The 12583-nt window shown below is 63.3% G+C and carries 13 protein-coding genes; 4 read left to right on the top strand and 9 right to left on the bottom strand.

Annotated elements, in window-relative coordinates; all coding sequences use genetic code 11:
* Nucleotides 1–38 precede the first annotated feature (38 nt).
* Complete coding sequence (locus BLP96_RS10840; RefSeq protein ID WP_089686031.1) at nt 39–1745, bottom strand: potassium/proton antiporter; 1707 nt, start codon at nt 1743–1745, stop codon at nt 39–41.
* A 128-nt stretch (nt 1746–1873) separates the two neighbouring features.
* On the opposite strand from BLP96_RS10840, the gene BLP96_RS10845 reads away from it, so the two are divergent.
* Nucleotides 1874–3145, top strand: coding sequence for an ABC transporter substrate-binding protein (locus tag BLP96_RS10845; RefSeq protein ID WP_089686034.1), 1272 nt, complete (start codon nt 1874–1876; stop codon nt 3143–3145).
* Between the two features lie 3 nt (nt 3146–3148).
* Here the strand turns inward: BLP96_RS10845 and BLP96_RS10850 are convergent, their stop codons facing one another.
* From BLP96_RS10850 to BLP96_RS10860, 3 genes are all read right to left on the bottom strand, one after another.
* The gene (locus tag BLP96_RS10850; RefSeq protein ID WP_089686035.1) at nt 3149–3931 is read right to left on the bottom strand and encodes an alpha/beta fold hydrolase; all 783 of its coding nucleotides are present in this window, start codon (nt 3929–3931) and stop codon (nt 3149–3151) included.
* 24 nt (nt 3932–3955) lie between these two features.
* On the bottom strand, nt 3956–4627 hold the full coding sequence (locus BLP96_RS10855; RefSeq protein WP_089686037.1) for a 7-cyano-7-deazaguanine/7-aminomethyl-7-deazaguanine transporter: 672 nt from the start codon (nt 4625–4627) through the stop codon (nt 3956–3958).
* A 161-nt stretch (nt 4628–4788) separates the two neighbouring features.
* Nucleotides 4789–6813, bottom strand: a complete 2025-nt coding sequence (locus tag BLP96_RS10860; RefSeq protein WP_340147969.1) for a propionyl-CoA synthetase — start codon at nt 6811–6813, stop codon at nt 4789–4791.
* A gap of 234 nt (nt 6814–7047) precedes the next feature.
* On the opposite strand from BLP96_RS10860, the gene BLP96_RS10865 reads away from it, so the two are divergent.
* Nucleotides 7048–7368 (top strand): ArsR/SmtB family transcription factor, encoded by a 321-nt coding sequence (locus BLP96_RS10865; protein WP_089686040.1) that lies wholly within the window; start codon nt 7048–7050, stop codon nt 7366–7368.
* 2 nt (nt 7369–7370) lie between these two features.
* On the opposite strand, the gene sohB is transcribed toward BLP96_RS10865, so the two are convergent.
* On the bottom strand, nt 7371–8411 hold the full coding sequence (gene sohB, locus BLP96_RS10870; RefSeq protein ID WP_089686042.1) for a protease SohB: 1041 nt from the start codon (nt 8409–8411) through the stop codon (nt 7371–7373).
* 136 nt (nt 8412–8547) lie between these two features.
* Here sohB and BLP96_RS10875 point away from each other — a divergent pair, with 136 nt between their 5' ends.
* Nucleotides 8548–8859 (top strand): SCP2 sterol-binding domain-containing protein, encoded by a 312-nt coding sequence (locus BLP96_RS10875; RefSeq protein WP_089686044.1) that lies wholly within the window; start codon nt 8548–8550, stop codon nt 8857–8859.
* A gap of 22 nt (nt 8860–8881) precedes the next feature.
* Here BLP96_RS10875 and nudC read toward each other — a convergent pair whose 3' ends face one another.
* Genes nudC through BLP96_RS10895 form a run of 4 tightly spaced genes read right to left on the bottom strand, consistent with a single transcriptional unit; the run spans nt 8882 to nt 11679 of the window.
* Nucleotides 8882–9658: an NAD(+) diphosphatase gene (gene nudC, locus BLP96_RS10880; protein ID WP_089686046.1), complete on the bottom strand. Its 777-nt coding sequence runs from the start codon at nt 9656–9658 to the stop codon at nt 8882–8884.
* The gene (dnaQ, locus tag BLP96_RS10885) at nt 9658–10419 is read right to left on the bottom strand and encodes a DNA polymerase III subunit epsilon (protein ID WP_089686048.1); all 762 of its coding nucleotides are present in this window, start codon (nt 10417–10419) and stop codon (nt 9658–9660) included. Before dnaQ ends, nudC begins: the two co-directional genes overlap by 1 nt.
* Nucleotides 10420–10424: 5 nt before the next feature.
* Nucleotides 10425–10913 (bottom strand): ribonuclease HI, encoded by a 489-nt coding sequence (rnhA, locus tag BLP96_RS10890; RefSeq protein ID WP_245682230.1) that lies wholly within the window; start codon nt 10911–10913, stop codon nt 10425–10427.
* Nucleotides 10906–11679 carry a class I SAM-dependent methyltransferase gene (locus BLP96_RS10895; protein ID WP_089686051.1) on the bottom strand — a complete coding sequence of 258 codons (774 nt, stop codon included), beginning with the start codon at nt 11677–11679 and terminating at the stop codon, nt 10906–10908. Before BLP96_RS10895 ends, rnhA begins: the two co-directional genes overlap by 8 nt.
* A gap of 134 nt (nt 11680–11813) precedes the next feature.
* Between BLP96_RS10895 and gloB the strand changes: the two genes are divergently transcribed.
* Nucleotides 11814–12581, top strand: coding sequence for a hydroxyacylglutathione hydrolase (gloB, locus tag BLP96_RS10900; protein WP_089686053.1), 768 nt, complete (start codon nt 11814–11816; stop codon nt 12579–12581).
* Nucleotides 12582–12583: the final 2 nt, after the last annotated feature.

The raw sequence follows: 12583 nt of genomic DNA on the forward strand, positions 1-12583 counted from the left end.
AAGGTCAAGAGCAGTGTGCGATCAAGGCCTTACCTCGGTCAGTAGAGCCGCAAGCCAACGCGCGTGACCTTGTTGCCCTCCATCTGGCTGACTACCCAGTGAATGCCGTGCCAGTCGACGTCGTCGCCGACCACGGGATGCCCCCCCACGCGCAGCGAGACGAACTCCCCCAGCGTCATGTCGGTTTCGCCGGGGCTCAGCGTCAGGCCGTAGGCACTGGCGATGTCGCCCATCCGTGCATCGCCGTCGAAGGTGAAGGTACCGAAGAAGGCGCGCTCCTGCTTGAGTCGGGTGTCGCCGCTGAACAGCCGATTGAGCGCTGGCAGGTCGTCGGCGCGGCCGATCACGCAGATCACGTCGCCCAGCCTGAGCCGGGTACTGCCCTTTGGGTGAAGCATGGCGTGTTCGCGAAACAGTGCCGAAATCACCGCGCCGGAAGGAAACCGCAATAGACGAATGGGTACGTCGTCCAGATCGCTGTTGTCGACTTGATAGACGAACATCTCGTAGTCGTTCTCGGGCAGGATGCCCAGTGGGCCGCGGTGGTTGGGCGTGACCCCCTTGGGAATTTCCACCTTCATCCAGCGCGCCATCAGCGGCAGGCTGCCACCCTGAATGAGCAGGGACAGCAGCACGACGGCAAAGGCGACGTTGAAATAGAGCGAAGCGTTGTCCACCCCCCCGATCACCGGGAAGATGGCCAGTACGATGGGCACCGCACCACGCAGCCCGACCCAGGCAATGAAAAAGAGCTCCCGCCAGCGAAACTTGAAGAACGGCTTGACGCTGATGAGCACGGCCAGAGGGCGAGCCACCAGTATCAACGCCAGGGCGACGAAGGAGGCAGGCAGCGCATAGTCGAGAAGCTCCGATGGCGTCACCAGCAGTCCGAGAATGAGGAACAGACCGATCTGACTGAGCCAGGCAAGGCCGTCGTGCACGGGAAGGATGAAGTTGAGATGACGGCCCGGCTGGTTGCCGATCATCAGCCCGGTCAGATAGATGGCCAGAAAGCCGCTGCCCCCCAGGAATCCCGTCAACCCGAACACCGCGAAACCGAGCGCCAGGGCCAGCAGCGAGTAGAGACCCGGCGCCAGATCCAGCCAGCGGATCAGCCGTGCGCTGAGCCACCCCCCGCCCAGCCCGATGACCATTGCCAGGCCGAATTGGCTGACCAGGAACATCAGCGTCTCGGACACGCCGCCCAGGTCGCCGACCAGCAGTTCGACCAGCAACAGCGTGAGGAAGATGGCCATCGGATCGTTGGTGCCGGACTCGATCTCCAGGGTGGCACTGACCCGCTCGTTGAGATGCACGCCGCGACCACTGAGCATGGAGAATACCGCTGCGGCATCCGTGGAACCGACGATGGCACCGACTAGCAGCCCCTGCACGATCGTCAGGTCGAAGACCCACATGGCAATCACGCCGACCAGCGCGCTGGTCACGAAGACGCCCAGCGTGGCCAGCGAGAGTGCCGGTCTGAAGCCAACCCGGAAGGTCTTGAGGCGCGTGCGCAAGCCGCCGTCGAGCAGGATCATGGCCAGCGCGAGGTGGCCGATCAAGAACGCCAGCGAGTAATCGTCGAACTGGATGCCCAGCACGCCTTCCTCGCCCGCTAGCATGCCCAGGGCGAGGAAGATCAGCAGCAGAGGTAGCCCTACCATGCTGGAAAGACGACTGGCGACGACGCTCAGCGCGATCAGAAAACCGCTGAGCAGAAAAAGCGTATTGATGGTCTCCATAGACTCCTCGCAGCCGAGAGGGGCATTATGCCACGCACACGGGCTTCGCGTTGGCGAGTCCGCTGGCTTCGCCCAGGTGGGCAAGGATAAACTGGCGCCTCACCACTGGCTGGAGCACTGCCCCGCCCATGATCAAGGCTCGCATCCTACGCGCTTTCGCCCCCTGGCTCGTCACGGCGCTCACCGGCCTAGCCCTGTCGCCAGCTCTCGCCGAGTCGGCTGGCGACGAGGAAGCCGTGCCGCCATTGCAGAACTCCGAAGCGATGTTGCCGCCTCCGCACGTCGGCATGCCCGATGAGCCCTTGGCTCCCGGCACGCCAAGGATCGTGGCACCGGTCATCGTTGAAGTTCCCCCTGTCGTGGAGGGGCCCTCCTTTCTGGATGAGTCGAATGCCGTTGAACCGACTTCCGAGGTGCTCGCTCCGGAAGTGCCCTCGGTGGCGTTCGAGCCGGCCGAACCGATCGCGCCACCGCCGGTCACGGCTCTCACCGTCACCCTTGACTGGTATCTCAATCCTCAACATGCAGCGCTGCTGGTGGCACGCGAGAAGGGCTACTTCAAACGCCGGGGTCTGGACGTGACGCTGGTCAGCCCTGCCGATCCCAACGTGCCTGCCAAGCTGCTGGCTGCCGGGCGTACCGACCTGGCCTTGGGGCGGCAGCCCCTGCTGCACCTGCTGGTCGATCAAGGGATGCCACTGGTACGCGTGGCTACGCTGATCGATTCTCCGCTGTCGGGCATCGTGCTGCGCCAGGCATTGTTCGAGACGGAAACCGAAGAGGAAGGGGAACGCCCGAATTCGCCACAGACTCTGCCGCAATTGCACCTCGGCTATACCGTGCAGGACAGCGCCACCCTGTTGAACTCCCCCATCGCTAAGGACAATGGCCTACCGGAAGGCATGGAACTCGAAGACGTGAACTACGAGGTCATGGAAGCCATGCGCGAAGGCAACCTCGATGGCGTGGTCGTTCACCAACGTCATCTACTGCCGCGTCAGCTCGCCGACGAGGGCATTCCCACGCGCATTCTACGCCTCGAAGAGCATGGCCTTCCCGGCCATGATGGCTTGATTTTGATGGCCAATCGCGATCGCTTGAGCAGCAAGCGCGATGCCATTCGCGAACTCGTGGCCGCCCTCGAAAAAGCCACGCTATGGATCGTCAACCATCGCGAAGAAGCCTGGGAGCTGATGACGGAAGCCGAACCTGCCCTGAACGATCCCATCATGTACGAGGCCTGGCAGGATGTCTTTCCACGCTTGGCTCAGCGCCCCGCCGCCGTGGATCAAGGGCGCTACGCTCGGTTCGAGAAAATGCTGCTGGAAGCGGGACTGATCGACGATGAAAGCCCCGTGGAGCGCCTGGCCATCGACCTTGGTGCTCCCGCTGCTCGATGACGCCTATGCTTCGAGGGAGGCCAGGAAGTCGTTGACGGCGGCCTGGAACGCTTCGGGCTGCTCGGCATGCAACCAGTGGCCGGCGTCCTGCAAGGTCGCCAAACGGGCTTGCGGCAACACGTCATGCAGCCTCGGCAGCATGGCATCGGTCACATAGGGAGAACGGCCGCCGCGCAGCACCAGAACCGGACCGTCATAGCTACCTTCTCCTGCCGGCGCTTGCATGATGGCGTCATAGTCGGCCTCGATTTCGTCGAGACCGATGCGCAGCCGCAGCACGCCTTCGTCGTCGCGCTCCAGGTTGGTGGCGAGAAACAAGCGAATGGCGCGCTCTTCCACGTGCTCCGCCAACAGCGCATCGGCTTCGCGGCGATTGCGCGGCAGCCCTTCCTCGACCCGTCGCAATCCGGCAAACACGGCGTCATGGTCGTGGCCGTAGGCTTGGGGGGCGATATCGGCGACCACCAATGAGGCAACCCGCTGCGGATGCAGGCACGCCAGGCTGATCACGACCTTACCGCCCATGGAGTGCCCCAGCAGATGGGCGCGCTCGATTCCCAGCCGATCGAGAAGCGCCAACAGGTCGGCGGCCATGGCGGCATAACTCATGCCGTCGGCATGGGGCGAGCGGCCGTGGTTGCGCAGATCGACGGCAATCACACGGTACCGTTGCTGCCACTGCTTGACGTGAGAGCGCCAGTTGTCGGCACTGCCCAGCAGGCCGTGTACCACCACGAGGGGAGTGCCCTCCCCGCCCGTGTCCACATGATTGAGATCGACGGTCATCGGACCTCCCGTATCGGTGACATGTCAGGCTCGCTGTGGCGCCAGATCCTGCTGGCCGGTGAGCATCACCAGACGGCGACTCAGCCAGGCAAGCAGCACCCCGTACAGCGGCAGGAAGAAGAGCAGGCTGATGGTCAGTTTGATCGCATAGTCGACCCAGGCGATCTCGATCCAGTTGGCGGCCATGAAGGGGTCCGGGCTGTTATGGAATGCCACGGAAAAGAAAGCCGCCGTATCGGCCAGATTGCCGAAAACGGTCGATACGGCCGGTGCGATCCACCAGGCGCGCAGCCTGCGTAGCCGATCGAACACTTGCACGTCGAGCAGTTGGCCGAGCACGTAGGCCATGAAGCTGGCCACGGCGATGCGAGCGACGAACAGGTTGGGCTCGCCGAGCGCCTCGAGTCCCGCGAAGCTGCCGCGCGGAAAGACCACCGAGACCAGATAGGAGATCACCAGCGCCGGCAGCATGACGCGGATGATGATGGCTCGCGCAGGCTCCTTGCCGACGAGCCGAACGGTGAGATCCGTCGCCAGAAAGATGAAGGGGAAACTGAAGGCCCCCCAGGTGGTGTGGAAGCCGAACAGGGTGAAAGGGATCTGCACCAGATAGTTGCTGGCGGCAATGACAACAATGTGGAAGCTCACCAGCAGGACCAGGCAACGGCGATACTGGGCGGGAGACAGCGCGAACATGGATGGATCCTTTTTCGTGCGCGCGACAGCGCGGGAGGGGTGAGGGAACCCTCGTGAATGGAAGGGACGTAGTATACGCGCGAGCCCTTGTCAGGCCAAGGCAGTGAACGCCGCGACGCCGCCCGAAGGCGGCGTCGCAGAGCCGGTGACGACCCGAGGAATCAGAGCGGTCGGGCTTCGTGGGAAGCGCCCACCGAGCGCTCCTTCATGGCCTCGTGAACGTCCTCCAGGCTGGCCGGATCATCGATGGTCGATGGCACGCCATACTCCTTGCCATCGGCGATATTGCGCAGCAGTTTGCGAAGAATCTTGCCGGAACGGGTTTTCGGCAGACGATTGACGACCAGCACCTGCTTGAAACAGGCAACCGGGCCGATCTGCCGACGAACGCGATCGATGAGCTCTTCTTCGAGGGCCGCTTCATCGCCTTCGAAACCGTCCTTGGGTATCACCAGGCCCACGGGCACCTGGCCCTTGAGCGCATCGTGAATGCCGATCACCGCACACTCGGCGACGGCGGGATGGGCGCCGACCACCTCTTCCATCTCGCCGGTGGAGAGACGATGCCCGGCGACGTTGATCACGTCATCGGTGCGTCCCATGATGAAGAGATAGCCGTCTTCGTCGAAATAGCCGCCGTCACCGGTGAGGTAGTAGCCGGGGAACGCGGCCATGTAGGCGCTGTGGAAGCGCTGCGGATCGCCCCAGATGCCGGTCAGGCAGCCCGGCGGCAGCGGCTGTTTGATGACCACGCTGCCCTGTTCCATCGGCTTGGCCCGCTCTCCTTCCCGGTCGAGGATCCGCACGTCGAAGCCCGGTACCGGAACGGTGGCACTGCCGGCCTTGGTGGGCATGGGCTCGAGCCCCTGAAGGTTGGCCGCGATCGGCCAGCCGGTCTCGGTTTGCCACCAGTGGTCGATCACCGGCACGTCGAGCAGGTCGTCCAGCCAGTGGAAGGTCGGCGGATCGAGTCGCTCCCCCGCCAGGAACAGCGCCTGCAGGCACGAAATGTCGTATTGATCGAGCAGCTTGCCGTCCGGGTCCTCCTTCTTGATGGCGCGAAAGGCCGTGGGTGCTGTGAAGAAGCTCTTGACGCGGTATTCGCTGATCAGACGCCAGAAGGCACCGGCATCGGGCGTCTTCACCGGCTTGCCTTCGTACACCACCGTCGTGCAGCCGCGCAGCAACGGCGCATAGACGATATAGGAGTGGCCAACGACCCAGCCCACGTCCGAGGCGGAGAAGAACACGTCGCCCGGCGCCACGTCGTAGATCGTTTCCATGGAGTAGTGCAAGGCCACCGCATAACCGCCGGTATCGCGAACCACGCCCTTGGGCTTGCCCGTCGTCCCCGAGGTATAGAGTACATACAGCGGATCGCTGCCCTTGACGGGTACGCAGTCGGCCGGCTCGGCTTCGGCAACCAGCTCGGCCCAGTCACGGTCGCGAGTGCCGAGCGTGGCGGTTTGACGCTCACGCTGCAGAATCATGCAGGCATCGGGCTGATGCTCGCTCTGGGCAACCGCCTCGTCGAGTATCGGCTTGTACGGAATCACCCGATCGATCTCGACGCCACAGGAAGCGGCCATCACGACCTTGGGCTTGGCGTCGTCGATACGCACGGCCAACTCGTGGGGCGCGAAACCACCGAACACCACCGAATGCACCGCTCCCAAGCGTGCGCAGGCGTACATGGCCATCAGCGCTTCGGGCACCATGGGCATGTAGATGACGACCCGGTCGCCTTTTTCGACCCCCAGACCGCGCAACGCGCCCGCTACCCGAGCGACCTCGTCGCGCATTTCGCGGTAGCTCAGCGTACGCTTGCCGCCGGAGACCGGCGAGTCCCAGAACACGGCTGGCTGCTCCCCGCGACCGTTGTCTACATGGTGATCGAGGGCGGCATGACAAATGTTCAACTCACCATCGACGAACCAGCGAGCATGATCCTGCTCGTCGTATTCGAGAATGGTCGAAGGCGGCGTGAACCACGGGATGCGACGAGCCTGTTCTGCCCAGAAGGCATCCGGCTGTTCGATAGAGCGCTGGAATTCAGTCTTGTAGGTGGTCATGAGCTTGCTGTCCGACGTCTGAGTTGCCACGGTGATTGTTGACACTCTAGAGATTTTTCGGCGAATTTCCTTCATACCATCGGCTAAGAATGCCGAATCGATGATCTGGAGCATCAATATTGTCGACAACAACGTACCCTCAGCGACGGTGGTCGCAAAAGTTGCGTTGAATCGTCGTTTGACAGAAGTTCAGCCACTATCAAAGATGACTAAATGAGCAATGCCAAGAAGACCGATATTGGCTATGAGCAGCGCCGCACCTTTCGTGCGAACGCTCGACCCGGCTCCCGACGCCCTGGACGACGATCGAACATAACGCGCCTGGCGAGCCAATACGGAGAAACCGAGATGAGCACCTTACCGAGTGCCGCCGCACGTCTGCTTCAGGCAGGCAATGAGGCCATCGACGAGGCAACGTCCCTGCTCAAGGCCGTCGCCAACGACAACCGACTGAGAATTCTCTGTCTGCTCGATGGCAGCGAGCTGTCAGTCACCGAACTCAACCGGCAGCTCACTCTGAGTCAATCCGCCCTCTCACAGCACCTGGCGATCTTGCGACGAGAGGGATTGGTGACGACGCGACGTGCCTCTCAGACCATCTTCTATTCGCTGCAAGGTGAAGAGGCACGGGCTTTGGTGGAGACGCTGGCACGTCTGCAGCGTCTGTGAGCTCAGCGCTTCTCCCAGCGGCCGGCATCGAGACGTTCCAGCAGTCGGTCGACGCTGCGCTCCACGCCGTAGGAGACGGCCATGCCGAACCGCTCGCCCATCGAGCGGCGCGGCTCCAGGCGAACGCTGATGACCCGCGCCTCGTCCATGCGCGAGACCAAGTACGCTTCGCTGGTTCCCAGCGCATCGACGAGGTTGCGCGTCAGGGCGTCGCGACCGTACCAGATCTCGCCGGTGGCCACGGCCTCGATGTCCAGGTTCGGCCGCCGCTCGGCAACGTGCGACTTGAAGAGCCGGTGAGTGTTTTCGAGATCGGCCTGGAACTTGTCGCGGCCTTCTTGCGTGTTCTCTCCGAACACGGTCAGGGTACGCTTGTATTCGCCCGCGGTGAGAAGCTCGACATCCACGTCATGGCGCTTGAGCAGACGATGGAGGTTGGGCAACTGGGCCACGACACCGATGGAACCGATCACGGCGAACGGGGCGGCCTGCAAGCGGTCGGCGGCACACGCCATCAGGTACCCCCCACTGGCCGCCACCTTGTCGACGCAAACGGTCGTCGTCAGGCCCGCCTCGCGTAGGCGATCCACCTGCGCGGCAGCCAGGCCATAGGCATGCACCAACCCGCCGGCGGACTCCAGCCGCAAGACCGCTTCGTCGCCCTTCTCGGCACTCGCTAGAACCGCCGAAATCTCTTCCGCCAGGCGAGGGGTTCCGCTGGCACGAATGTCGCCGTGAAAGTCGAGTACCCAGACCGTCTGCCGCGCCGTCGGCGCCTCCTTGCCACCACGACGGTTCTTCGCCTTGTCGTCACGACGGAACGCCTTGAGCAGCCGTTTCCGGGCACTCGGTTCGCTGGCAGCGAGGGCAAGCCGGCGGCGCCGGTACTCGCGTCGATCGTTGAGCTGCTCGACCCGCAGGCGCAGTCTCTCGCTGCCGTCACCGCGCATTCGCGCGATGACGGCCAGCGCCAGACCGACAACCAGCACCAGTATCGCCAGACGGGCCACGAACAGCCCAAGCTCGGTCGCCCACTCTTCCACCCTGAAGCCTCCACCGTCCGGTTGATGCTACCATCCTGCCCCCGGTCAGGGCTCGGCACAATGCTCTTGATTAAAACAATCGTTCGAAATACGCTCTTGGCGCAACTCCCCAACGACACGCAAGAGGAACCCTTCCATGTCCAGTACCACGCTTCAGAAACTGCAGCAACGTTTCGACCCTCAAGCCGCCCAGGGCATGGACGATGTCTTCCAATTCCACTTCCATGATGCGGGTAGCCACTACCTGATCGTCAAGGACGGCACGCTGGCCGTTCACGAGGGGGAACACGATGACCCCTCGGTCACCCTGAGCATGAGCAGCGATACGCTCAAGGGCATCATGAACGGCGACATCAACGGCATGAACGCCTTCATGACGGGCAAGCTAAAGGCGACCGGCAACGTCATGCTGGCGACCAAGCTCACCACTCTCTTTCCTTCCCGTTGAGCGCCTCGCCGGCGTTCGCCCTTCAGCGGCCGGCCGTCGCCACTTCGGAGAGATGCGTTTCGATCAACGCTCGAGAAATCGAATAAAGAGGTGGCAGTCGAGGCAGTTCGCCGGGCCGGAACCAGGCGGCATCGACGATCTCGATGCCGTCGATGTGCAGCGTCTCGCTCGCCGCTTCGGCAAAGAAGCCCAGCATCAACGAGTGCGGGAAAGGCCACGCCTGGCTGCGGTAATAGCGTACTCGGGCGACGGTGAGCCCCACTTCTTCGTATATCTCTCGCCGTACGGCATCCTCGGCTGATTCGCCGGGTTCGATGTAGCCGGCCAGGGTCGAGTAACGCCCAGGCGGAAAGCGTGGGCTGCGGGCCAGAAGCAGTGCTTCGCCATGGGTAACCAGGGTGATGATGCACGGCGATATCCGCGGATAGTTGCGGTGGCCGCAGCTCGCGCAGGTCATGGCGAATTCCGTATCGAGCCGCGATGTCGGAGTGCCGCACCGCCCACAGAAGCGATGGTCGCGAAGCCAGGCAGCCACTTGCAGAGCGGTGGAAAGCAATGGAAACCAGGATTCGGGGAGGACGGACAACCAGTGACGACCCTCTAGCCAATCTTCTTCGGCTTTCTTCTCGACGGCCAGGGCAACGGGCTCGTCGTTCCAGTAGCCGAGCGGTTGCCAGGCAGCGTGCCAAGGCTGCGACGGCTGCAGCGGGGAGCCGTCCGTTGCCGGGGCGATCCGCCCTTCGGCGATACGCACCACCCTTCCCGACGCGACACCGAGAGGGAGCTCACGGCGCAGCATCACTCGTTCTCCGAGTGGCCGGCCGATAGCACTGCATGGTTGTCCCAGAGACAGTGCCCGGCCGACTGGCGAATCCGTTCCAGCTTGGCGCGGTGCGCCTCCATTTCCGACTCGTCCGGAGCGAATACGCGCAGACTTCCCGCCTCGAGGGACAGCCGGCGAATGGCCAGTCCTCCCGCCACTGCATCGTCATTGCTGCGAGCTTCGTCGGCATCCAACGTCAACGCAGTCTGGCCGCCGGTCATGGCCAGATAGACATCGGCGAGGATTTCCGCGTCGAGCAGCGCACCGTGCAGTACGCGATGGCCGTTGTCGATGTCATAGCGCTTGCACAGCGCATCCAGGTTGTTGCGCTGCCCGGGATGGCGATCACGCGCCAGCTTCAGGGTGTCGAGGATACGGCAATGCTCGGCCACCGGCCCGAGTCGAGGTTCTCCGTGGTCGGCCAGCCGCTGAAACTCGTGATCGATGAAGCCGACGTCGAAGGCGGCATTGTGGATCACCAGCTCAGCACCCCGGATGAAATTCCAGAAGTCATGGGCGATCTCGGCAAAACGCGGCTCATCGGCGACCCGTTCGTTGGTGATGCCATGAATCTCGACCGCCTCGGCTTCGATCTCGCGTTCGGGATTGATGTACTGGTGATAATTGTTGCCGGTGAGGCGACGGTTGACCAGTTCCACGGCACCGATCTCGATGAGCCGGTGTCCTTCTCGGGGGTCGATGCCCGTCGTTTCGGTATCCAGAACGATCTGTCGCATGGCACTCACTCGTGGTTGGCAAGATCGGCGGTCGCAGCCTGTGCGTCGATGGCGGCATTGGCCAGGGCGTCGGCGCGCTCGTTCCCGGGGTGACCGCTGTGCCCTTTCACCCATTGCCACTGGATGCGATGACGATGGGTTTCTTCCAGCAGCTCACGCCATAGTTCGGCATTCTTGACCGGCTGACGACTGGCCGTCTTCCAGCCACGCTTTTGCCAGCCATGGATCCATTCGGTGATGCCGCGGCGCAGGTACTCGGAATCGGTCCAGAGCGCGACTTCGCAGGGGCGCTTCAGAGCACGCAACGCCATGATGGCCGCCATCAGTTCCATACGATTGTTGGTCGTTCGCGACTCGAAACCGTTGAGGGTCTTCTCGTGATGCCCGCTCTGCAGTACCGCGCCCCACCCGCCCGGACCCGGGTTGCCGCGGCAAGCGCCATCGGTATAGACGACGACCCGGGGCAGCGGGTCTTCTTCGTTAACATCAGACAACGTCACGAATCCTTTCAGTGTGGCGGCCGACGCGAGAAGCATGTCCCAGCGCATTGCCGCCGAGCGCGCTGCCGAGGTCGAGCTGAGGGCGCTGGACATGCGCCAGCCGGCTCCGGCGTCGTGCACGAATGATGTAACTGTCGCCCAACGGCAGGTTATGCCGTCTGCCGAGGGTTTCCAGCGTCGCGTTGCTAGGCAGGCTGCCGGGCAAATGAAAACCGCAATAGTCTACCCGCTCGATCTGGAAGTCGACAAACGCCAGCCAGTCTCGCAGCCCGGCAGGCGTACGCCAGCGTCCGCGCCACGGCAGCCGATGGCGGCGGCCGGGCCACAGACGGCCTATCCCCGCGGCGCCCAGGGGGGCCCAGCCGAAGATGATCAGACGGCCATCGTCCGCAGTGACCCGTGCCGCTTCCTGGAGCAAGCGATGAGGATTGGGCACCACCTCGAGCAAGTGGTGTATGACGACCAGATGCAGACACTCGTCGGGCAGTGCCAGGGCATCGGGAGGACACACCAGCGTCGATGGCGACTCGGCGAGTTCGACCGTGGGCGCCCAGCGCAGGCCATGGCGAATGGGGCACATGTCGGTGAGCGACGCAGCCATGCTCAACTCCAGGCGATGTCCACCATGCAGGCGTTCGCATATCGGCCCCAGACAGGCACGCTCGGTGCGCCAATGCGCGGTGCCGTCGGCACTGGCCCAGTAGCGTCGCCCCTCCCTGAAGAGTCTTGCCAGGGTGGTCGCGTCCTGCGCGTTTGACATCGTCTACCGTCGCCTCCAAGATTGTGGGTTTTGCAAGCCACGGGCACACCGCTCATACAGGTGCGGGCCAGCGAGCCGGGCCGGCGTCATGGTGCTCATATTTCGGTTGACGACGCGACGAGGACATCCTGCCCATGCTGAGCGTGACACCGATTCCCGCTTTTGGCGATAACTATATCTGGCTTCTACGCCAGGACACGAGCCCCGACGTCTGCGTCGTGGACCCTGGCGACGCCGCCCCCGTCATGCATGTGCTGGAGCGCGAGGGACTGACGCTGACCAAGGTGCTGATCACCCACCATCATCACGATCATACCGGCGGTCTCGAAGAGCTCATACAGCGTTACTCGCCTCACGTGATCGGCCCGAACAATCCCCACATCGAGGGCATCGACGAACCCGTTGGCGATGGCGACACCTGCCGCGTCATGGGGCGTCGCTTCGACGTTCTGGCGGTACCCGGACATACCCTCGACCATATCGCCTTCTTCACGCCGGGCATTCCGCCACTCCTGTTCAGCGGCGATGCTCTATTCTCGGCTGGCTGCGGCCGACTGTTCGAAGGAACGCCCGAACAGATGCACCAGTCGTTGCAGCGCCTGGCCGAACTGCCCGACGACACGCTGGTATTCGCCGGCCACGAATATACCCAGGCCAATCTGCGCTTTGCCAGCGCCGCCGACCCACACAATCCCGATGTGGCATCGGCACTGGCCGAGACCGAGCGCGCTCGCGAACTGGACCGCCCCACCCTGCCCAGTCAGCTGGGTCGAGAACGACGCATCAACCCCTTCTTGCGCTGCGCGGATCCCGAAGTGCGCGCCGCCGCCGCGGCACATGGGGATACCGACACGGATCTAGCCACCTTTACCACCCTGCGCGCGTGGAAAGATCGTTTCTGAAC

This window comes from Billgrantia gudaonensis (genome assembly GCF_900100195.1).
GTDB classification, from domain to species: domain Bacteria; phylum Pseudomonadota; class Gammaproteobacteria; order Pseudomonadales; family Halomonadaceae; genus Halomonas; species Halomonas gudaonensis.